The organism is Sebaldella sp. S0638 (assembly GCF_024158605.1).
In the GTDB taxonomy this organism is placed as follows: domain Bacteria; phylum Fusobacteriota; class Fusobacteriia; order Fusobacteriales; family Leptotrichiaceae; genus Sebaldella.
Genome location: NZ_JAMZGM010000036.1, coordinates 14,922 through 36,144 on the forward strand (window position 1 = coordinate 14,922; position 21,223 = coordinate 36,144).

At 34.1% G+C, this 21,223-nt stretch carries 20 protein-coding genes and 1 riboswitch; of the genes, 4 read left to right on the plus strand and 16 right to left on the minus strand.

The window, feature by feature from the left end:
* Window positions 1-43: 43 nt before the first annotated feature.
* The gene (locus NK213_RS10925; RefSeq protein ID WP_253349028.1) at window positions 44-589 is read right to left on the minus strand and encodes a TetR/AcrR family transcriptional regulator; all 546 of its coding nucleotides are present in this window, start codon (window positions 587-589) and stop codon (window positions 44-46) included.
* A gap of 179 nt (window positions 590-768) precedes the next feature.
* Here NK213_RS10925 and NK213_RS10930 point away from each other — a divergent pair, with 179 nt between their 5' ends.
* Entirely contained in the window at window positions 769-1,704 is a 936-nt protein-coding gene (locus NK213_RS10930; RefSeq protein ID WP_253349030.1) for a flavodoxin family protein, read from the plus strand.
* Window positions 1,705-1,763: 59 nt separating this feature from the next.
* Here the strand turns inward: NK213_RS10930 and NK213_RS10935 are convergent, their stop codons facing one another.
* Window positions 1,764-2,453: a hypothetical protein gene (locus tag NK213_RS10935; protein WP_253349032.1), complete on the minus strand. Its 690-nt coding sequence runs from the start codon at window positions 2,451-2,453 to the stop codon at window positions 1,764-1,766.
* 99 nt (window positions 2,454-2,552) lie between these two features.
* Window positions 2,553-3,008 carry a hypothetical protein gene (locus tag NK213_RS10940; protein ID WP_253349034.1) on the minus strand — a complete coding sequence of 152 codons (456 nt, stop codon included), beginning with the start codon at window positions 3,006-3,008 and terminating at the stop codon, window positions 2,553-2,555.
* Window positions 3,009-3,255: 247 nt separating this feature from the next.
* Here NK213_RS10940 and NK213_RS10945 point away from each other — a divergent pair, with 247 nt between their 5' ends.
* Window positions 3,256-4,668 (plus strand): FAD-binding oxidoreductase, encoded by a 1,413-nt coding sequence (locus tag NK213_RS10945; RefSeq protein WP_253349036.1) that lies wholly within the window; start codon window positions 3,256-3,258, stop codon window positions 4,666-4,668.
* 76 nt (window positions 4,669-4,744) lie between these two features.
* Here the strand turns inward: NK213_RS10945 and NK213_RS10950 are convergent, their stop codons facing one another.
* The 5 genes from NK213_RS10950 to NK213_RS10970 form a co-directional block, all read right to left on the minus strand.
* On the minus strand, window positions 4,745-5,362 hold the full coding sequence (locus NK213_RS10950; RefSeq protein ID WP_253349038.1) for a DUF4125 family protein: 618 nt from the start codon (window positions 5,360-5,362) through the stop codon (window positions 4,745-4,747).
* Between the two features lie 16 nt (window positions 5,363-5,378).
* On the minus strand, window positions 5,379-6,302 hold the full coding sequence (locus tag NK213_RS10955) for a DUF4037 domain-containing protein (RefSeq protein WP_253349040.1): 924 nt from the start codon (window positions 6,300-6,302) through the stop codon (window positions 5,379-5,381).
* Window positions 6,299-7,117 (minus strand): tetratricopeptide repeat protein, encoded by an 819-nt coding sequence (locus NK213_RS10960; RefSeq protein ID WP_253349042.1) that lies wholly within the window; start codon window positions 7,115-7,117, stop codon window positions 6,299-6,301. Before NK213_RS10960 ends, NK213_RS10955 begins: the two co-directional genes overlap by 4 nt.
* Before the next feature lie 73 nt (window positions 7,118-7,190).
* Entirely contained in the window at window positions 7,191-8,522 is a 1,332-nt protein-coding gene (locus tag NK213_RS10965) for an APC family permease (protein ID WP_253349044.1), read from the minus strand.
* Window positions 8,523-8,543: 21 nt separating this feature from the next.
* Window positions 8,544-9,572: an RIP metalloprotease gene (locus NK213_RS10970; protein ID WP_253349046.1), complete on the minus strand. Its 1,029-nt coding sequence runs from the start codon at window positions 9,570-9,572 to the stop codon at window positions 8,544-8,546.
* Window positions 9,573-9,664: 92 nt separating this feature from the next.
* Window positions 9,665-9,788, plus strand: a riboswitch (FMN riboswitch).
* A gap of 57 nt (window positions 9,789-9,845) precedes the next feature.
* On the opposite strand from NK213_RS10970, the gene NK213_RS10975 reads away from it, so the two are divergent.
* On the plus strand, window positions 9,846-10,790 hold the full coding sequence (locus NK213_RS10975) for a DMT family transporter (protein ID WP_253349048.1): 945 nt from the start codon (window positions 9,846-9,848) through the stop codon (window positions 10,788-10,790).
* Between the two features lie 61 nt (window positions 10,791-10,851).
* On the opposite strand, the gene NK213_RS10980 is transcribed toward NK213_RS10975, so the two are convergent.
* The 7 genes from NK213_RS10980 to NK213_RS11010 form a co-directional block, all read right to left on the minus strand.
* Window positions 10,852-11,622, minus strand: a complete 771-nt coding sequence (locus NK213_RS10980) for a Cof-type HAD-IIB family hydrolase (RefSeq protein ID WP_253349051.1) — start codon at window positions 11,620-11,622, stop codon at window positions 10,852-10,854.
* Between the two features lie 113 nt (window positions 11,623-11,735).
* Window positions 11,736-12,173, minus strand: coding sequence for a cell division protein SepF (locus NK213_RS10985; RefSeq protein WP_041310955.1), 438 nt, complete (start codon window positions 12,171-12,173; stop codon window positions 11,736-11,738).
* Between the two features lie 32 nt (window positions 12,174-12,205).
* Window positions 12,206-12,877 carry a YggS family pyridoxal phosphate-dependent enzyme gene (locus NK213_RS10990; protein WP_253349053.1) on the minus strand — a complete coding sequence of 224 codons (672 nt, stop codon included), beginning with the start codon at window positions 12,875-12,877 and terminating at the stop codon, window positions 12,206-12,208.
* A 9-nt stretch (window positions 12,878-12,886) separates the two neighbouring features.
* A complete protein-coding gene (gene hemW, locus NK213_RS10995; protein WP_253349055.1) occupies window positions 12,887-13,960 on the minus strand; it encodes a radical SAM family heme chaperone HemW in 1,074 nt (357 codons plus the stop codon).
* A gap of 8 nt (window positions 13,961-13,968) precedes the next feature.
* Window positions 13,969-15,690 carry a phospho-sugar mutase gene (locus NK213_RS11000; RefSeq protein ID WP_253349057.1) on the minus strand — a complete coding sequence of 574 codons (1,722 nt, stop codon included), beginning with the start codon at window positions 15,688-15,690 and terminating at the stop codon, window positions 13,969-13,971.
* Window positions 15,691-16,009: 319 nt separating this feature from the next.
* Window positions 16,010-17,338, minus strand: a complete 1,329-nt coding sequence (locus NK213_RS11005; protein ID WP_253349059.1) for a 6-phospho-alpha-glucosidase — start codon at window positions 17,336-17,338, stop codon at window positions 16,010-16,012.
* Between the two features lie 78 nt (window positions 17,339-17,416).
* On the minus strand, window positions 17,417-18,988 hold the full coding sequence (locus tag NK213_RS11010) for an alpha-glucoside-specific PTS transporter subunit IIBC (RefSeq protein ID WP_253349061.1): 1,572 nt from the start codon (window positions 18,986-18,988) through the stop codon (window positions 17,417-17,419).
* A 351-nt stretch (window positions 18,989-19,339) separates the two neighbouring features.
* Here NK213_RS11010 and NK213_RS11015 point away from each other — a divergent pair, with 351 nt between their 5' ends.
* Window positions 19,340-20,521, plus strand: a complete 1,182-nt coding sequence (locus tag NK213_RS11015) for a replication initiation protein (RefSeq protein WP_253349063.1) — start codon at window positions 19,340-19,342, stop codon at window positions 20,519-20,521.
* A gap of 305 nt (window positions 20,522-20,826) precedes the next feature.
* On the opposite strand, the gene NK213_RS11020 is transcribed toward NK213_RS11015, so the two are convergent.
* Window positions 20,827-21,144 carry a pyridoxamine 5'-phosphate oxidase family protein gene (locus tag NK213_RS11020; protein WP_253349065.1) on the minus strand — a complete coding sequence of 106 codons (318 nt, stop codon included), beginning with the start codon at window positions 21,142-21,144 and terminating at the stop codon, window positions 20,827-20,829.
* Between the last annotated feature and the right edge of the window lie 79 nt (window positions 21,145-21,223).

Genomic DNA, 21,223 nt, shown 5'->3' on the forward strand with positions numbered 1-21,223 from the left:
TTACTTCCCAATTTAATCCGGCTCTTTTTCTGCTACTTATTATTTATAAAACAGGTTTCCCCTCACTTAACATCTTATATATAAAATCTACCCTGACAGCTATGTCTTCCACACTGTGACTTTCTTCCCCCGTCATAAGACCTATCATTATATTCATTATTCCGCCCTGTAAGAATTTTAGTATAAAATCATCATGACTGTTATCCTTAAAAACCACTTTCATAAATTTTTTCAGATATTCATCAGAAGAAATAGATATCAAGTATATAAGTTTATCACGAAAAAACAGTTTATTATCCTCCAGATGTATCATAAAGTGGGAAAACAGTATTTCAATAAGTTGTTTATAACTTATATTTTCCATTTTGATTATTCTCTCCATAATTTTTTCAAAATTATCATTGAAGTAATATAAAACAATGTCTTCCTTACTCTCAAAATTTCTGTAGTAACTCAGCCTTGATACCCCGGCTTTGTTACATATTTCTGTTATTTTTATCTCATGAAAGGATTTTTTTCTCATTAAATACAGCAATGACTGTACTATCAAACTTTTACTGTGAAATTTCTGCATCTCTTTACTTCTCATCTTCATCTCCCAAAGTGTAAATTTTTAAAATAATATTTTATATAAAAGTAACAAAACAGCAGGTTTTGTATCTTTAAAAAGAAAATTCAGTATGATATATTATTTTATGTAACAATTGTATCATATGGAATTTTTTTCTTCCAGAAATTTTAAAACAAAAATACTAAGGAGACAACATAATGAAAATACTAGGAATTTCAGCCGGGACAAGAAACGGTAACAATGATTCAATGTGTAAGGAAGCATTGATGGGAGCACAGGAGGCAGGAGCTGAAGTAGAATTTATAAGACTGCTTGATCTTGATATAAAGCATTGTACGGGATGTATTGCCTGTGTAAGAACTTTAATGTCAGGACAGGGCGGAATATGCACACTTAAAGATGATTTTGAATGGTTAAAGGATAAAATACTGGATGCCGACGGAATTGTTTTCTCTGTTCCGATCTTTGAAAAGGGAGCTTTGGGTATGTTCAGAACTCTGCTTGACCGCTTCGGTCCGAGAATGGACAGGGCAAATAATGTTATCGGTACAAAAATCGCAAGGGAAAACGGCGGAAAAGAGCCTGACCAGAGAGTTTTGAAAAATAAAGCAGTTTCATATATGGCATTAGGCGGATCTGAATGGACTACAAGGGTTCAGTGTGATATGGAACTGTTCTCGCTGGTTCCAATGTGGAAAACAATTAATAATGAAGTTTTTGACTGGTCTACCAATATTCTGCTTGATGAGGAAAGAATAAATAAAGTAAACAAAATTGGGAAAAATCTTGCAATGGCATCATTAGAAGCAGATAATGCTGAATATCTCGGAGATCAGGGAATCTGCCCGCACTGCCACAGCAGAAATTTTTATTTAAATAATGATTCCAGCGAAGCTGTCTGCTGTTTGTGCGGAATAATCGGAGAAATAAAAGTAACTGACGGAAAAATCAGTTTTTACTTCCCGGAAGAACAGCTTTCCCATGCTCATAATACAATGCCCGGAAAACTTATCCATGTTAATGACATCAGAGGTACTGTGGAGACACTAAAAGATATGAAAAATTCTCCTGTCTATGCTGAAAGAATAAAAAAATACAAAGAATTTATTCAGCCGCTCAGACCTGAAAATTAAGATATTAATATTTTGATTAAAAATAAAAGAGATATAGTGCTGTAATTCCTGTATCTCTTTTATTCTAATAACTCAGATTTATTCCCTCCAATATAATTCCCATGTTCATCGTAGTATTTTCTGCCTTGATAAAAAAAATTATTTATACTATGATAAACAAACTCGTTATACTTTGGGACAGGTTCTTTAATTGCTTTCAAATCAACTGTTTTATTTCCATTATATAAAAAATATTTTTCTATAAAATCCCATATATTTTTTCCATAACAAATTACGTCAATTCCATCATGAATTGAATAAACAGCATTATCGCTGTAATCCCCTAAAGCTAAAAATTTATTAGCTGTAATTGGTATAAACAAAGGTTTTTCTTTAACCATTGCTTTTACTGCCTCTGCCTTTTCTTCCATAGTTTCCGGCTGTACTCCCCAGTCCTCACGCCATCCTCCCAAAGATTCCGCTGTGTACAAGACTCCGTCTATTGTCCAGTCGAACATTTTAGATTTTATATTATTTATATATTCTTCAGATAAATTTCTCCAGTTTGTGAAATTGCACCAGCAGTTATTATCGTCAAAATCATTGTCAAAAGGAAGAGCAGCCATTAAAAATGCTCTGAAATCCAAAGGAAAGTTTATACCGTAATATTTTTCAGCTGATAAAATTTCTTCCTCTGACATGCCGTCTTTCAGAGTAATTTCATATCCTTCTAATATTTTCAGACTTTTTTTAATTTCTGTTTCAAACATATTTTTCTGCCTCTCTCAAAAATTTTATTATAAAAAACAGTCCCCTTATATCAGTAAAGTTATAAAAAGAACTGTTTTCCATTACATTTATATTATCTTCTAATCCACTGCCACACCGTTTTTGAATGTAACACTGCCTTCCAAAGTTCCGTCCTCATTAAACATAGTAATAGTCCCGTTATTTACATTACTTCCTTCAAATGTACCCATAGTAGCTATATTCCCGTTTCCGAAGAAAATAACAAGACCGTTTAAAGTATCATCGCCAGAAGGCTCGAATTCTTTTATATGGCTTTCTGTTGTTTCAAAAATATATGCCGGTTCTTTTGTATCAGCAAAATAATCTACCACTATATAAAGATTCTTTCCTTGCGAGTAGACTTTACGCTCAAATTCAGCATTTGTCTTAGTAACTGAATTTCCTTCGGCATCAAAATAGACTACTGTTTTTCCTTTGGCATACTGTAAATTGTCATACTTTGCTATTCCTGATTTTTGTGCTGCAAAAACACTTAATGCTAAAAGTAAAAATAATATCAAAGTTAGTTTTTTCATAACAGCCTCCTGTTTAATTTTTCTATATTATATCATTAATTTATTATTTTAGATATAAGATTTTTAAAAACTTTTTCTTTTGTAAGTAGATGTAAAAAATGCTATAATTAGGGATATTTTATTGAATTTAGCATCCTTATTACTGAAAATTTTATAAAAAACACAAATAATCAAAAAAAATATCTATTTTTCTGACAAAATATAAGATTTCAGCAGTGAGTATACTAAATTAAGAAGGAGTTTCAAAATGTCATATAAAAAAATCGATGACCAGATTATATCTGAGTTTTCATCTTTTCTTGATGAAAAGCAGATCATTACAATAGAAAGCGAAAAGCTGATATATGCCAAGGACAAAACAGAAGACTTTGTATATATGCCGGAATTGGTACTGATTCCTGCCAATACAGAAGAAGTTTCCCGAATACTGAAAATATGTAATGAACACCTGATTCCCGTTACTGTGAGAAGTACAGGAACAGGACTCAGCGGCGGAGCACTTCCTGTAAAAGGCGGAATTGTAATTTCCATGGAAAAGTTTAATAAAATACTGAATATTGATACTGATAACTTTCAGATTACTACAGAGCCATTTGTTATAAATTATATTTTACAGCAGGCAGTAAAAGAAAAAGGACTTTTTTATCCTCCTGATCCTGCTAATTACAAAGACTGCTCTATCGGCGGAAATATTTCAGAGAATTCAGGAGGCCCGAAAGCAGTAAAATATGGAACTACCAAAGATTATGTTCTCAGCCTTGAAGTGGTACTTGCCAACGGAGACATCATAAATACAGGAAGAAATCTTATAAAAGATGTTGCCGGATATAATCTTACACAGCTTTTTGTGGGAAGTGAAGGAACTTTGGGAGTTATCACCAAAGCCACACTAAAGCTTCTCCCTGAAATAAAAGAAAATGTTCTTATGCTGATGTCTTTTACCACTGTAGAAGATGCCGGAAGAGCTGTGAACACTATCTTAAATACGGGAATTATCCCAAGTTCGCTTGAGTTCATGGAGAGAAATGCACTTATTATTTCAAAAGAACATATAAATGCCGAATTTCCTCCTGTGAGTGAGAAAACACAGGCACATCTAATAGTAGAGCTTGACGGCAATGATTATGAAAAGCTTCTGGAAGAGAGAGAAATCCTGAAAACAGCAGTGGAAAAAGCTGATAATCCTGAATTTATTCTCTTTGCCAATTCAGAAGAAGAAAAAGAACAGATATGGACACTGCGTAGAAATACGGGTACTGCTGTAGGAGATAAAGATGTCTATAAGGAACAGGACATTTCCATTCCACGTGCGAATATCCCGAAAGCAGTTAATTTCATTAATAATTGGTGCCAAAAATACGGATATACAGCTGCATGCTATGGACACGCAGGAGATGGAAATATTCACGCAAATATTTTACGTTCGGGAGTTTCTGATGATATATGGAATAATAAGCTAAAAGTACACTTGAAAGAACTTTTTGATTATATATGCAACACTCTGAACGGATCAGTAACAGGAGAACACGGAATCGGATTTGTCCAAAGAGAATACCTTCCTGTTATGATTGATGAAACTACACTTAATATAATGAAAAGTATAAAAAATCTTCTTGATCCGAATAATATTATTAATCCCGGAAAAATCTTTCTGGATTAGTTCAAAATTAATTCAAATAAAAAAAGTTATGTTTACACTGAGTTTACATAACTTTTTATTATATTTAGAATAACAGCTACAGTTTTTTCTCTGCATCTTCAAGAGAACTGTAACCGTACATTTTTACGGTATTCATAAGATTCTCATAAACGAGATTTTTATTATCACGGACACATTCAAGAATGTATGAATAATATAATTCCAGAGTTTTTTCAGAATATGTAAGAAGTTCTCCCCTGTAGTATGTCTCCACTGAAGTTATCTCTGCTGTGTCGCTTTCTTTTTCCAGCGGTCTTCCGGCATTGGAAATCTTTGGATAATTTCTATTTACTTTCTGTCTCCACTGAAGGTATACCTCCAGAATTTTTTCAGTGAGTTCTTGTTTTTTCTCACTGACTTTCGGAAGCTTATCCTTAATTTTGCCGTATTCTTCCGGCATTGTATATTCCATCATTCTTGCATATTTTTCAGTGAGAATATTATGACCTGCTGACTCTGCTTTTATCAGATCAGTAAGATAACTTTCAAGAACTGCTTTATTGCAGGTTTCCCACTGGCTTTTTCTCATAATCTCAAAAGTTTCCCAGTCATTTTGACATGAAGCCTGACCACCGATATTCTGTGTGCTGTGAAACATCTCCCACTCTCTCTGTGTTATTTCACCGGCGAGTTCCTCTATATTTTTTTCAGACATGAGCTTTTCTCCTTTCTCAGTCTATCCACGGATTAGAATTTCTCAATTTTTCATCAGATATTTTTCTTTGAATATCAGGGCCGTGATCAAGTAAAAAATCACTTTTATTTTCAGAAATACCCTGTAATTTCATTTCGCTGATGATCATACTGCAAATCTTTTCGACTATATCCAGTTTATCAGAATTACTGGAATCTATAAGCTGATTCAGCATACCATGTATTTCCCTGCCTAATACCGGCAGAAACTGCATATCTTTATGCATCCATTTATAAAACGGCATATACTTTTTATTCAGAAGATAGATCATATGAATACTCTCATTTATAAATTCCGCTTCTGCTACTCTTGCTGCTACGAATTCTTCTCTTTTCAGACATCTTCCAAGATTATACTGTCCTGATTGTGCTATTTTCATACATCTGGCAGCTATTTTATCAAGTCTTATATCTTCGGGATAATATTCCAGCAGTCTCTCTCTTATTTTGGAAAATTCACCCAAAGGATCATAAAATACACTTCCGTTTGTGACTACAGAAAGATTCGCCTCAGGAATAATTCTCCATTCGTCAAGTGTTTCCGGACCATATTCCTTCCCAGTAAATTTCAGATAAAATCTTTCAGTATTCAGAACTCCTCTTCTGCCGCCGCCCCATTCACTTATTTCCAAGGCAGGAAATAACATAAAGCTTTTCGGCAGAGATTCCAGCACTTTCACGAGCTTTTCCCCATATTTGCCGTAATCTTTTTTTGTAAGCCAAAAACAACACGACGGTCCGAAATCATGATCTCTCGATATTTCATCATCATAACCATAGCACTCAGATCCTTCTCCTACAAGTCCTACAGCCATTCGTTCTGTAAGCTCCCCCATTTCTCTCTCTATTACAGGTCTGCATACTTCTTCATAATAGAGCCTTGATAATTCCAGCCCTTTCATACCTCTTCACCAGTTTTCGCCCTTACAGCCTTTAGGTTTTCCTCAAGGTTTTTATAATTAACACTGTTTTTCCCAAAAGTCTTTTCACATATCAGAAGACTTTCCTCAAACAGATCCCCGGCTTTTTTATAATCTCCCTCTTCATAAGAAAATATTGCCAGATTATTCAGAGCTGCTGAATAAAGTGAATGCTCTTTTCCCACTGTTTCAGAAAATATTTGCAAAGCTTTCTCTGTACATTTTTTTGCTTTCTCCCTTGCCCCTGCTGATTTATAAGGAAGTACAAGATTATTCAGTGTTGTTCCGTATTCAAGTTTATATTCAGGAAGATTCCTTAGAATCTCAAGACTTTTTTCATGTAACTCCAGAGCTTTTTCATACTGCTGCCTGTCCTGATACAAAAGTCCCAGATTATTGCATACACTGGCATACAGATAACCATTTTCTCCGTTCGCTGAATATATTTCCATGCTTTTCATATAAAGCTCAAGAGCCTTGTCATACTCTCTCATAAATCTATACAGTTCTGCAAGGTTCAAAATGCATGTTGCGTATTCCTTATTATCTATACCGTATTTTTTCCTGATGAGCGACTCTCCTTCAAGTAAATAATTCTCTGCCTCGCCGTACTCACCTACATATCGCAGAATTCCGCCGAAATCATTCAGCACAGTTATTACTTCGTTACTATCAGTACCGTAATTTTCCCTTGTTACAAGAAGCAATTCTCTGAAAACAGGAATCTGTTCCAAAATTTTCCCCTGTTTTTTTAGCTCCATAATTGTTTTTGTTAAACTTTCCAAAGATTTATCCATCTCTATTCCTTTCGTTTACACAGTGCAACAGTAATTTCCCTTTATACATTATTGTAAAAGCAAACATAACAGGCTAAACTCTTTCTCTTCTGTAAAAAATCAGCCCTGCTGCTATTAATATACCTGATATCAGCATATACAACGGATTAGCTATAGCCGCATACACAGCTATTGTTATTCCGCTTATAGTGGCAAATATGGGAATAGCCGGATAAAGCGGCACTTTATACGGTCTTTCTATTCCAGGCGCTTTTTTTCTCAAAATGATAACTCCCATAAATAAAAATGAATAATATATCCAAAACACTGCCACAGGAATATCGCCGAATACATTAGGATTTCTTGTGATAAATATAAGCGCCAGATAAATACATGACAAAACATACATAAATATAGAAGCATTTATCGGCTGATCAAATTTTCTACTTACTTTCCCCATTATATTTTTACACGGGAATTTATTATCCAGAGCCAGACTATACGGAATTCTGGGACTTGCTATTACGAACCCGTTTAATCCCCCGAATGCAGAAATTACTATCCCTGCAAATATAAACTTTGCTCCTTTTTCTCCGAAGAGATAAAGAGCCACTCCGAATATTCCCTGTTCCATTATCTTATTAACCGGAAAAACCGCAAGCAATGCAGTATTAAACAGCAGATATACAAGGGTTATTATGCTTAACCCCCATATTATAGATTTGGGAAGGTCTTTTTTCAGGTTTTTCAGCTCTCCTGATATTGAACTCACATATATCCACCCGTCAAATGCAAACATAACAGGCACCAAAGCCTTTCCAAACAAAAGAAAAAAAGATTTTCCGTGACCCGCACCTGACATTCCGTATGAATTCCATGTTACATGCAGCATACTTCCCTTTGAAAAACCGTATATTATTATCAAAATAATAGGAACCAGTTTCGCTGTGGTAGATACTATCTGAATTATTCCGCCTGCCTTTTTGGTAAACATATTTATAAAGCTCACTGCTGTAAGTGTTCCGAAAGAGATAAAAAGCATGAGATGCATATTAGACTCTATCCCAAGAAAATTCAGCAGAAAAACTGAAAAATAATATACTATAATTGCTTCTATTGCCGGCATATAAAGGATACAAAGGCTCCAGCCCACTATATATGAAAAAAATCTTCCGTATATCTCATCTGCATAAGCTACTATTCCACCTGTTCTTGGAATTGCAGCGCTGATTTCCGCTATTGTCAGTCCGGAAAAAATCGTTATTATCCCGCCTGTAATCCATGCAAGAAGTGCTATTTTAGGATTTCCCCCGGCTTCACTCAAAATTACCTCTGCTTTAAAAAATATCCCTATCCCAATGACGATTCCCACGACCATTGATAACGCCACGAATAACCCGTATTTTTTATTTAAATGTGTTTCCATATCTTTGTAATTCCTATTCTCTTAAAAATTTTTTATATCATTAAATACCACAAAGACCATTAATCCTATGAGAAGACTGAAACCTACTATATGGAATTTTTCTTCAAGTTTTTTATTTATTTTTATACCTATCATTTCCAAAAATACAAAGATAATTCTTCCCCCGTCCAGAGCCGGAAACGGCAAAAGGTTCAAAAGTCCTATATTCAGTGATATCAGTACAAAAAAATTCAGCAGTATTATAAATCCTTCGCTTGAGTAAGCCTCACCTACTACTTTGGTAAGTCCTACCGGTCCTGTAAGGTTGTTTAATCCTACTTTTCCTGTTACAAGTCCCGCGAGTCCCTTTATCATTTCTTCCATTATCTTGAAAAATGAGAGAAATGAAAGCTTTGCCCTGTCTAAAGGATTCATCTTCGGCGCATCTACTTCCACACCTAGTATATAGCTGTTTCCTTCACCCTGAGTCAGTTTTGTTTTCAAATCTATTTCTTTATTGTCTCTTAAAACTTTTATATCTACATCCTGTCCTTTATATCCGCTGGTATTCAGTTCTATAATATTTTTTGTAAGTTCCTGCCAGTTATTTATTTTATTCCCGTTAAAAGAAGTAATAATGTCTCCCTTTTGCAAAACGCTGTTTGCTTCTGCAGATACCGCAACATTTTTTATTTTTGCCGGTATATCTTTAGTTGAAATTACACCTGTTATAGAAAATAAAATGAATAATGCTATTATCCCTGACAAAAAATTCATAAAAACTCCTGCACTTAGGACTATCAGTCTTTTTAGGGGATTTTGCGTATTAAAACCGTTCTCTACTTCGTTTTCTGTCTCCACTTCCATACCATCTATACTCACAAATCCTCCAAAAGGAATTGCTCTTATAGAATAGACTGTTGTTTTCACCTTTTTTGATATTAGTTTTGGTCCCATACCCACTGCAAATTCCAATACAGGCATGTGAAACATCTTAGCTGTTATAAAATGTCCAAATTCGTGGATAAATACAATTATCCCCAATAAAAGCACTGTTATTATTATACTCATAATCTCTCCTTTTATCTGAATGTTATTATATTATATAACAGATTTGAAATTATTACTATTGACATTTTTTATCAGAAATTATATGATAGGATTATACTCTTCGGGGCAGGGTGCGATTCCCTACCGGCGGTAAAGTCCGCAAGCTTATTTTTTTATAAGCACGAACCGGTTAAATTCCGGTACCGACAGTTATAGTCTGGATGAAAGAAGATTTTATGCTGCTTTCTTTCATTGCTTGATGAAAGTTTTTTTATTTTGGGAGGACTTCATATTATGGATAAGAAATTCAGGTTTTTCAGCAATATCCTTATAATTATTGCAGCAGCTATGTGGGGAATAGACGGCGTTCTTCTTACTCCGTCATATTTTTCGGTATTTCACTTTTATAACGTGGAATTTATTGTATTTGTGGCACATTTTATTCCTTTTATATTTTTAAGTATCTTTATGTTTAAAAAGTATAAATATTTAAAGGTGTTTACATTAAGTGATCTGACTTACTTTTTTCTGATTGCTCTTTTCGGAGGAGTTATCGGTACGCTTTCTATGGTAAAAGCACTGCAGCTGAGCGAGTTCAGCCAGTACAGTGTTGTCATTCTTCTTCAGAAATTACAGCCTGTTTTTGCTATTCTGCTTGCAGCTGTATTACTAAAAGAAAAGCCCGGGAAAAAGTTTTACCTTTTGGCTTTAGTAGCGGTATGTTCCAGCTATGTTCTGGCTTTTGGCTTTAAGAGCCCTTCACTTCTGGAAAAGAATAATGTACAGGCATGTTTATACTCTGTCCTTGCTGCTTTTTCTTTTGGAAGCGGTACTGTATTCGGAAGAAAAGTTCTGAATAAATATGATTTTTCCACAAGTACTTTTTACAGATTTACATTTACAGCACTGATTATGTTTGTAATACTTCTGTTCAAAAAAGATCTTGGTACTGTATATGCATTCACTGCAAATAAAAACATGGTTATTCTTGCTTTATTCATTGCATTTTTTGGTCTTTTGGCAATATTTATATACTATTTAGGGCTGAAAGGAACTTCTGCATCTGTGGCTACTCTTTGTGAGCTTGCTTTTCCGCTGACTTCAGTGGCGCTGGAAGGCATACTCAGACACAGGATTCTCAGCCCGGTTCAGATTATTGCCGCTTTGATTCTTATTTCTTCGATTTTATATCTGAATTTTTCTAATATTAATTCCGAGGAAAAATTTGAAAAAAGCTGATAAATATAAAAATTTAAATCAAAAAACGGAGTTTTATCCCTAAAGGATCTACTCCGTTTCATTATATAAGTCCTAATTTTACCAATGCTTTGTACACTCCGTCATCATCAATGGAATCTGTTACCATATCTGCATAACTTTTTAGAATATCGCTTCCGTTTCCCATAGCAATCCCTAGTTTAGAAGCCTGTAAAAGCTCTATATCATTATCCCCGTCTCCTATGGAAACTACTTCCGAGAAGTCTATACCAAGATTTTCCAAAAGAATTTTTACACCTGTCTGTTTTGATACTGTTTTTGAGATAATGTCCACTCCCGCTTCATTCCATCTAAGGATACGCATATTATTTCTTTCTGCGGTATCTGTAAGAATATTGTCATATCTGCTTCCTGCGAATATCCACAGGCAATTTCCGGGAATATATCTCTCGCCGAGTTCCTGAGGCATGTATTCTTTATCCACGACATCCAGATCACTCATTTTTTCAGGATGTAAATTCAGATAAGTACCGTCATTATTCAAAAGTCCGTAAGAAAAATCATTTCTTTTTGCGAGATCAAACATGGCTCTTGCTCTTTCTTCGTCAATAGTCTTATCATATACTACTTTTTCCTCATGCCATACAGTATGACCATTTAAAAATACTGCATTTTTTATTGAAAGTCTTTCAAGGTAATCATTTATTGTATACTTAGGTCTCCCGGTTGCAATAACAGGAATTATCCCTGATTTCTCCAGTAATTTTATTGCTTTTTCCGTATTTTCCCTCATTGTGTGATCTTTTTTTGATACAAGTGTATCATCAAAATCAAAAAATACTGCCTTTATCATTTTAAAGCCTCCAATGTAATTAAACACAAAAAGGTTCAATCATATTAAATTTTTAATAAAAATTGAACTATAGTTTCTGTATTAATTTGTATAAAATTTATAAAACTTCGATTTTAAAAGTCTTTTTCTTCAAACATAGCGTCATCCATATCTTCATATCCAATTCCGCTTGGTATAATCGTAAATACTTTATCAGTAATTTTAGAGAGCTGTGCATCCATGGCATAAGCAGTTCCACTCACAAAATCTATTACCCTCTGTCCTATTTCAAAACCTAAAAATTCCAAACTAAAAGTAACCACTTTTTTCTCTTTTATGGAATCTGCAATTAATCTCGAATCCTCAAAAGTCTTCGGCCTTATTATCGATACTGAACTCACTCTCATCTTACCACCTTCTTCTCTTCTTGCACCACCAAAAATATTTACGATCTTTCGGTTTTCATCGTTTATATTAGTCTCTATAGGCTGAGATTTTATCTGTACGTGTTTCTTAGGCTCGTAGTACTCCTCTTCAAACTCGTCTTTTTCATCATAATTCATACCTATCATCTCTAAAATCTTTTTAAACACCTTTTTCCCTCCTATTCAAACAGCTTGCTGCCGATCCTTACTATTGTAGCACCTTCTATTAAGGCTTCCCTGTAGTCATTTGACATTCCCATTGATAATTCATCTAAATTCAGATTATATTTTTTATTTATATCATTCTTAATCTCAAACGTTTCCCTGAAATATTTCCTTAGTTTATTTTCATCATCTGTTAAAGGGGCCATTGTCATAAGACCTCTTATATTTACATTATCAGCTTTTATTTTAAATACGTCTGATAACTCTGATACACTAAAACCCGTTTTTGATTCTTCGTGGCTTACATTTACCTGTATCAGTACATCTACTTTTCTTCCAATTTCGCAGGCTTTTTCATTTACCTCCTCAAGTAAAGATATTGTATCTATCGAGTGTATTAAATTAACACGCTTAATTATATACTTTATTTTATTTTTTTGCAAGCGTCCGATGAAATCCCACGTTAATTCAGGATTATCAATAGTTTTAATCTTATCTCTAAATAGCTGTGCCTTATTTTCTCCAAAATAATTAAATCCCATGTTAACTATTTTCTGATGTTCTTCAAGATCAAAATACTTTGTTACAAATAAAATTTTAACTTTTTCAGGATAAGGTGAATATTTTTTTATGTCATTTTCTATGTCGCTATAATTTTTTAAGATTTTTTCTTTATTAAGTTCCATGCCGTCTCCTTATATAAATTCCACGAATACCTCATTAGCTAGCATTATACCCTTTTTGGTCAGTATTATTCTGTCTCCTGTTTTCTCAAGAAGTCCGTTTTCTATTAATTTTTCCACTCTGCTGTCAGTAAAATACTCTGTTCCGGTATCCAGAAGCCTAAGCCCCAGTATTATTTTCATTTTTTCTTTTTCAGTTTCGTCTATCTCTTCTATACTGCTGATATCTACAGGTAATTCGCCGCTGTCTATCATTTTGTAATATTTATACAGATTTTTCAGATTTTTATATCTCCGGTCACTGCAATAACTGGATGAATTCACACCCAATCCTATGAATTCTTTATTTTCCCAGTACTTTGTATTATGTCTGGCTTTTTTCCCGGGTTTTGCAAAATTAGATATTTCATAATGAATATATCCGGCTTTTGTCAGCTCTTCTATTATTGTTTCATACATAACTGCTTCCAGATCTGTGTCAGTCTCCTCTATAAGACCTTTTTCCCTTTGCTTCCAGAATAATGTCCCTTCTTCCCATATAAGGGAATAGATTGAAATATGATCGGGATTTATTTCCTTTATTATTCTGATATCGCTGTAAACATCTTCAAGAGTCTGACCCGGTATTCCAAACATCAGATCTATGGTTATATTTTCAAATCCTGCTTCTCTTGCTTTTCTGTATGTCTCCAGTGCCTGAGCGGCATTATGATTTCTCCCTGCGGTTTTCAGCACATGATCCTGAAAACTCTGTATTCCGATGCTAAGCCTGTTTATCCCGGCTTTTATATATTCCTGAAAATCTTTGATGCTGTAATCCAGTGGATTTATTTCAGCTGTCACCTCTGCATTATCTCTTATTTTCAACTCGGATAATATTCTAGCAAAGTTCCCAGCACCGATCAATCCGGGAGTCCCCCCGCCAAAATAGACTGTATCGTAGTAGTACACCGGATACAGTCTGCTTTCCTTTATTATGTAATCTGTATATCTGTCTATTTCATGTCCCATATTTATAAATGTCCAAAAATCGCAGTAAAAACATTTTTTGTCACAAAACGGGATATGAATATATAATGCATCCATAAAATTACCTATATTTCCAAAGTTTTTGTAAAATCTTTCATAGTTTTATCCAGTTTATCCTGCACTGCTTTTTCAGATTTTTCATTTACACTGAAATAAAACTTGATTTTCGGCTCAGTTCCTGAAGGTCTTGCCGTAATGTATGTATCATCTTCAAGAATAAACTGTATTACATTTTCCACAGGAAGATTAATATCTTTCTCTTCATTTGTTTCATAATTATACTCTTTTTTCAGCTTAAAATCTTTTTTGATTTTTATTTTTTTATCCAGCAGTGTATCTTTTACATTTTCACGAAGATCTGTCATAAGGGCTCCCATTTTTTCTATCCCGTCTTTTCCAGCGAGAGTCACCGATTCTATTCCTTCAAGATAAAAACCATGTTTTTCATAGAATTTTTCCAGCTCTTCTGGAATACTTGTACCTTCTGAATGATAAAAAGCCGCCATTTCTGCTATAATAAGGCTTGTTACTATGGCATCCTTATCTCTTGCATGTGTACCTATAAGATAACCGTAGCTCTCCTCAAAGCCGAACAGATATGTTCCGTCGATTTCCTTTGATTCAAACTGTCTTATTTTTTCACCTATATACTTGAAACCTGTAAGTGTCTTAATCACTCCTACATTTTCTGCAGCTCCTATTTTATCTATCATTGGTGTAGAAACTACTGTTGTTATTACCTTTGCGTTAGACGGAATATTCTTTTTATTATTTAACAAATATTGCAAAATCAAAAGTCCCATTTGATTCCCGTTTGGATAATACCATTCTCCGGCTTTTGTTTTTACAGCTATTCCAATTCTGTCTGCATCAGGATCATTTGCCATTACAAGGTTAGCCCCTATACTGTCTGCGAGCTTTATTCCCAATTCAAAAACAGGTTTTTCTTCAGGATTGGCATACTTTACAGTAGGAAAAGTCCCGTCAGGCTCTATCTGCTCTTTTACAGCGGTTACATCAAAATTCAGTTCTCCCAGCACTCTCATTACAGGTCTTCCCCCTGTACCATGAAGCGGTGTGTAAACTATTTTGAAATTTTCTTTTCCTTTTATATCTTTATTTATTACCTGAGTTTTTATTGCATCTATGTATAAGTCGTCTATTTTTTCATCTAAAACAATAATAAGTCCTTTTTCTTTGGCTTCTTTTTCTGACATAAGCTTAATCTCATCAAAGCCATTTATTTTATTTACTTCATTAACTATTCCAGAAGCATGAGGTTCTACTACCTGAGCACCATCTTCCCAATATGCTTTATATCCGTTATATTCTACCGGATTATGACTCGCAGTAACTACTACTCCAGCCATACATCCCATTTCTCTTACACCAAACGAAAGTTCCGGTGTTGATCTGAGACTTTTATAAATATATGCTTTTATTCCATTGCCTGCCATAACTCTCGCTGTATTCATCGCATATTCCACAGAACCAATTCTACAGTCATGTGCTATTATTATCCCTTTTTTTACAGCTTCTTCCTTATTCACTGACATCATATAGTTCGCCAGTCCCTGAGTTGCTTTTCTTATCACATATTTATTAATTCTGTTAGTTCCTACTCCTCTGATCCCTCTGATTCCACCTGTACCAAATGTAAGATCCTTATAAAATCTTTCCTCTATTTCTTTGGCGTCATCTTTTATATTCTCCAATTCCTTTTTGTCTTCCTCATCAATAAAGTCTGAATGAAGCCACTCGTTATATCTTTGAATATAATTTTCCATGTTATCCTCCTGAATTCTAATTCTCTTTCTTTTTAATTCTACCACATTTTTATGAATCTACAAAGATTTTTATAGTTCAAAAAATAAAATGAAAGCTGCCCCTGCTTTTCCCGTTTATTTCTTCTCTGCTTTTCCCTTGTATTTATCACTTTTTCTTAAATGTCTGTAAAAATTATTCTATATAGTTTTCATGCGCAGCACCCTGTTTACTTAATTTTTTTATGATTAAAATAAAAACGGACTTTTCACTATTACATAAAAAATCCGTTTCTGTTTTAGAAATTGAAATATTCTTAATTTTTTGCGGGTTATATACTTATTACTTTAATTCCGGCCAGTATTCCTTATTCGCCTCAATTAAGTCATCGAGTATTAATTTTGCTATTCTTGCATTTGGCACAGTTTTTGACAGTGTAATTGCCTGCCACAGCTTTTCATAAGAATTTTCTGTCCATGCTTCTACTACCAGCTTTTCCACTGAAACCTGCTGCTCCATCATTCCTTTCTGGAATTGCGGTATGCTTCCTACTACCAGAGCTTCCGGTCCCTGCGAACCTACTATACATGGTATTTCTACCATTGCCGTAGGATCAAAATTTACTATTGCTCCGTTATTCGGTACAATAAGAAGCATTCTCTCTTTTGTATTATAAGAAATTGCTCTTGCAAGATCTACTATATATGAAGCGTGTTCATCTATTTCAAATTTCGTATCTTTTGCAGTACCGCTTTCTTTTATTCTCTTGCACTCACCAAAGATAAACTTTTCTCTTCCGTCCATTACTTCATTTGCTCTTGTATAGTCAGGATTAGAATGTGCCACTACTTCATCTGAAAACAAGTAATATTTCAGATACGTATTCGGAAGTGTTTTCTGATCCAGCATATACACATCCTTAGCTTTGGCAAATGTGTCATTCCAGCTTGCTTCCACATGCTGTCCTTCTACCTCGGCATCAGGTATATATCCGTATTTTTTCACATGTTCTTTTAATCTCGGCATAAGATCATTTCCTTCTCTATCTCTTATATCTGTCCACCATCCGAAATGGTTCAGCCCGAAATATTTTATCTCCATATCTTTTCTTGATTCAAGTCCCAGTATTTGCGCCATTCTTACTTCTATCCCTATTGGCATATCACATATATTAAGTATTTTTGAATCAGGTCTCAGCTTTCTTGTCGCTTCTGCCACAATTGCCGCAGGATTGGAATAATTCAGCATCCATGCATTAGGTGAATATTTTTCCATATAATCTGCCAGTTCTATAACAGGACCTATTGATCTCATACCATATGCCACGCCACCCGGCCCGCAAGTTTCCTGTCCTACTACACCATGTTTAAGAGGTATTTTTTCATCTTTTTCTCTCATAGCATACTTCCCTACTCTTATATGCGCCATAACGAAGTCTATATCAGTAAATGCCGTCTTTGGATCAGTAGTTGCCAGAAATTCTATTTCAGGTGCTTTTTCCTTTAGTATTATTTCACATGCATCAGCTACTATATCCTGTCTTTCCTTATCATTATCATAAAAGATAATTTTTCTTATAGGAAATTTCTCAAGGTTATCCAGAAGCATAAGTATGATTCCCGGTGTAAATGTACTTCCCCCGCCTGCTACTACAATTGAAAACTTTTTCATAATTTATTCCTCCTAAATTTTTTTTATAAATTAATTTTTTGTCTCAAAATTTTTACAATATGCTCATTTTTATATGTTCTATTCTTTTATCAGTGCTTCAAACCGTTCTCTTACCTGAGGTACTGATAAACCTACCACTATCTGAAATGCTTTTCCGTTCCTTACTACACCGTGTGCCCCGCCTTCTCTGAAAGCAGCATCTGATTTTACCATTGCTTCGTCATTTACGCTTACTCTCAGTCTTGTTGCACAGTTATTAACTTCCTGAATATTCTCTTTTCCTCCGAGAGCATCTAGAAATATCAATGCCTGATCCATAAATGCATCTTTAGTGTTAAGTTCCCCTTTTTTAGCTTTGTAATCCACTTTTGAATAAAGTTTTACTTCCGCATCTTCTTCTTCACGTCCCGGTGTTGCAATATTGAATTTTAGTATAAGAAATCTGAATACAAAAAAGTATATTACAGTAAATATTAATCCTATTATTATCTGGGCAAATACAGTCCCTGAATGATTCTTAAACAGCGGGATCCAGTTTTGCGTCATTATTTCTATAAGTCCTCCGCCCATATTTCCTACTACACCGAAAGCATACATTACAGTGGCCATTGTAGCTGCCAGTACGGCATGCACTGCAAATAATGCCGGCGCTATAAATAAAAACGTGAATTCAAGCGGTTCTGTGATACCTGCTACTATAGCTGTCAAAGTTGCCGACACAAGGAGACCCAGAACCATTTTTTTCTTTTCAGGCTTGGCAGTAACATATATTGCAGCTGCTATTCCCGGAATACCAAATATTTTTGAATTCCCGTGCAGTGCAAATCCTCCCTGAGGAAACAGATTCTTTACCGGCTCTGTTGCTGCTGCAAACTGCGGAAGATGCTCTGCCCAGTATTTTGCAATACCGCCTTCCACCACAGCAGGGCCAAATATAAACGGACCGTATATAAAGTGATGAAGACCTGTAGGTATGAGTATTCTTTCCAAAAATGTATAAAGCCATACACCAAGTAACTGTGATGATATCAGAAATCCCTGCATCGAAGCTATCAGATTCTGAATTACAGGCCATACAAGTGCTGTAATCAAAGCACATGGTATCATAGCAAAAAACGCTATTATTGCTACAAATGACGACCCCTGAAATATTCCCAGAAAATCTGGAAGCTTCGTATCAAAATATCTGTTATGTATGGCTATAATAATAGCTGATATTGCTATAGCCCCTACTATGCTGGTATCAAGTGTTTTTATTCCTGCTATATCAGTAAGACCGCTTACTCCTCCTATATCCTGAGTCATATCCACTCCGAATCTTCCGCCCCATAAAGTAAGTATAGCACTTAGAAAGTAATTAAATGTAAGATACGACACCAATGTTTCCAAACATGCTCTTGCATGTGCTTTTTTTGCCAGTCCTATAGGAAGTCCCACTGCGAATAACAGAGGCATCTGCCTGAAAACTGTCCATCCTCCTTCTTCTATCACCTGAAATATTTTGTACCATAGATGACCGGGAGTTGCCATAGCTCCAAATATATCCTGATTTTTGAATAATATTGTGAGCCCTACAACCATACCGGCAAAAGCAAACAACATTACCGGCGTAAACATTGCTCCTCCAAATCTCTGTAAATGTTTTAACATACTACCACCTCTAAAAAGTTTTATTATATTATTTTAAAATTAATTAATATATAATTTTATAGTTAATGTTTCATTTTTATTCGATTTGTGATTTTCAATTTTAGTCTACCTTTATTTTATTATTCTGTCAATGACCAAAACCTAAAATTATTTTTATATATTTAAATAATGATTATTTTTAAATTTGTTATAAATAAATAAAAAATAAATCGAAAAGAAAATAATTTACGAATTAATTTTTGTTTTTCTTCGTCAAAAATGATATAATTAGTAAAAATTGTATTTTTGAATATTTTTTTGATAGAAAATAATAATAAAAAATTTCGTTTTTCTTTTACTGGTGAGGTGTTTATGGAAGCAATTATAGAAAATATTTTTGAAAAAAATTTTGAAAATTTTGTTGTAAATATAGATTTAGACCGAAATTTTTCAAAAAATGAGAAGAAATTTTTGGAGATTTTATACTTCAATTTTGATTCTGATTCATTTTATTTATTTTTTGATACAGAAAATCTGAAAAAAGTCCTTAATTACAAAGATGATTTGCAGATAACCGTCTTCTTTGAAAAACTAATGTCAAAGAAGATCAGGTACGCTATTTCCGATGGAGACAATACACTTTACTCTGGATTCTTTTCAATAATAAATTCATACTTTCAGGGAAATGACAAAACGGGAGTTTCTGTATCGCAGGAATTAAAAATGTCTTTTAGGGAAAATAATTTCTTTTCCTGTTATAATTTTGAAAAGTATATATTTATGGAAGAGCCTGCCTCTCTGAAGCTCTATGAATATATTAACTCCACTGCGCCGCGAGATTTCCTCTCACTGTCTCTGACTGAACTTAAAGATATTCTGGAACTGAAAGACACCTACATAAGATTTTTTGATTTTGAAAAACATATCCTGAAAAAAATCATAAAAGATATAAATTTGTTTTCTGATATAAAAATAGAATATCAAAGACATAAATCTTCCAATACTCTGATAAACTTTTTCTTCACTAAAAATGAAAACAGCATATATAACACAAGCTACAATCTTGCCAAAAAAGTAATCAGGTCTTTGAAAAACAAGGTAAACGACCAAAAATTCACTGCTAACCTTATTTCCAGCTACATTATAAAAAAAGGCTATGATTATGTATGTGTTAACTCTGCTTTTGCCGATACCGTAAAAGATGACGGAAACTTTGATTACTTATTAAAAAAAGCCTTAATGTATGATTCGGCAGACTTTGAAAAGAATAAAAGAGAAAATTTTGTACTGTTTTTTGAAAAATATGAAATGTATAAAAATTCACTGGTATTATATAATGATCTTTATAAATATCTGAACAAAATTCTTTATGTAACACCGCTCCTTGAAGAGCTGTATTCACTGGATATTGTCACAGATATAAGAAATCTCCGTGATAATGAAATTTTTGAATACAAGAATTCTGACTTAAAAATTATTATCAGGTACCATGTAAATAAAAAAAGTCTCGTACAGTTATTTTTTAAAGAAAAGCTTATAAATGCACCTGTTTAGCATTTTTTCATTTCTACATCTTGAAAAAATACATCCTTTTCTTTAAAATATTACTGTTTTCAAAACAGGGCTTCCCTTGATTTCGGGAAGCCTTTTTATATGCTGTGATTTTATACTAATACTTTCTGAATTACCTGAATTTCTATTCCCTGTAAAATCACAACACCCCTTTACATAATGACAAACTATAATTTCCCTGTTACTTCCTGCCAGTCTACAAAAAGATTATATTTTTGTGTTTTAAACTCCAAAACACAAAAATCAGGATCTTCAGGCCCGCTGAAATGATGTGACAGACCCTCGTACTACATTTCTTTTTTTACTTCAGGGTCTGTAATTATCTCTATTGTTCCTGTTAGAGTTATATTGTATTCAAGATTTGAAAAACACAGACCTGCACGGTTACATTTTTTTATTCTTTCAGCCTTATTACTGCTGAGTCCGGTACAAAGACTTATCTTTTCTATGCCTTCAGCCTGTGACGGCGTAATTGCAGACGCCGTAGGATAACCCTCCAGATCAATAAGAGCAAGAATGCAGTACGGCTCGGAACCTGCCGCCGCATTTTTGCCGACATGTTTCTGAATGATTTTTCCGGCTTTTTCGATTATTTCTTTACTCATTAAATACCTCCTTGTATAATATGTTTGTAGTTAAAAAAGCTAAATTAACTACTTAAAATCTTTGTTACTTTATGTAATA

Bases quoted from the DNA above. Each gene is read 5' to 3' on its own strand.
- NK213_RS10975 (WP_253349048.1), top strand. From the start codon at position 9,846: ATGGATAAGAAATTCAGGTTTTTCAGCAATATCCTTATAATTATTGCA.
- NK213_RS10935 (WP_253349032.1), bottom strand. From the start codon at position 2,453: ATGTTTGAAACAGAAATTAAAAAAAGTCTGAAAATATTAGAAGGATAT.
- NK213_RS10970 (WP_253349046.1), bottom strand. From the start codon at position 9,572: ATGAGTATAATAATAACAGTGCTTTTATTGGGGATAATTGTATTTATC.
- NK213_RS10965 (WP_253349044.1), bottom strand. From the start codon at position 8,522: ATGGAAACACATTTAAATAAAAAATACGGGTTATTCGTGGCGTTATCA.
- NK213_RS11020 (WP_253349065.1), bottom strand. From the start codon at position 21,144: ATGAGTAAAGAAATAATCGAAAAAGCCGGAAAAATCATTCAGAAACAT.
- NK213_RS10960 (WP_253349042.1), bottom strand. From the start codon at position 7,117: ATGGATAAATCTTTGGAAAGTTTAACAAAAACAATTATGGAGCTAAAA.
- NK213_RS10990 (WP_253349053.1), bottom strand. From the start codon at position 12,877: ATGGAACTTAATAAAGAAAAAATCTTAAAAAATTATAGCGACATAGAA.
- NK213_RS11015 (WP_253349063.1), top strand. From the start codon at position 19,340: ATGGAAGCAATTATAGAAAATATTTTTGAAAAAAATTTTGAAAATTTT.
- NK213_RS10985 (WP_041310955.1), bottom strand. From the start codon at position 12,173: ATGATAGGTATGAATTATGATGAAAAAGACGAGTTTGAAGAGGAGTAC.
- NK213_RS10940 (WP_253349034.1), bottom strand. From the start codon at position 3,008: ATGAAAAAACTAACTTTGATATTATTTTTACTTTTAGCATTAAGTGTT.
- NK213_RS10945 (WP_253349036.1), top strand. From the start codon at position 3,256: ATGTCATATAAAAAAATCGATGACCAGATTATATCTGAGTTTTCATCT.
- NK213_RS11000 (WP_253349057.1), bottom strand. From the start codon at position 15,690: ATGGAAAATTATATTCAAAGATATAACGAGTGGCTTCATTCAGACTTT.
- NK213_RS10955 (WP_253349040.1), bottom strand. From the start codon at position 6,302: ATGAAAGGGCTGGAATTATCAAGGCTCTATTATGAAGAAGTATGCAGA.
- NK213_RS11010 (WP_253349061.1), bottom strand. From the start codon at position 18,988: ATGTTAAAACATTTACAGAGATTTGGAGGAGCAATGTTTACGCCGGTA.
- NK213_RS11005 (WP_253349059.1), bottom strand. From the start codon at position 17,338: ATGAAAAAGTTTTCAATTGTAGTAGCAGGCGGGGGAAGTACATTTACA.
- NK213_RS10925 (WP_253349028.1), bottom strand. From the start codon at position 589: ATGAGAAGTAAAGAGATGCAGAAATTTCACAGTAAAAGTTTGATAGTA.
- NK213_RS10930 (WP_253349030.1), top strand. From the start codon at position 769: ATGAAAATACTAGGAATTTCAGCCGGGACAAGAAACGGTAACAATGAT.
- hemW (WP_253349055.1), bottom strand. From the start codon at position 13,960: ATGGATGCATTATATATTCATATCCCGTTTTGTGACAAAAAATGTTTT.
- NK213_RS10950 (WP_253349038.1), bottom strand. From the start codon at position 5,362: ATGTCTGAAAAAAATATAGAGGAACTCGCCGGTGAAATAACACAGAGA.
- NK213_RS10980 (WP_253349051.1), bottom strand. From the start codon at position 11,622: ATGATAAAGGCAGTATTTTTTGATTTTGATGATACACTTGTATCAAAA.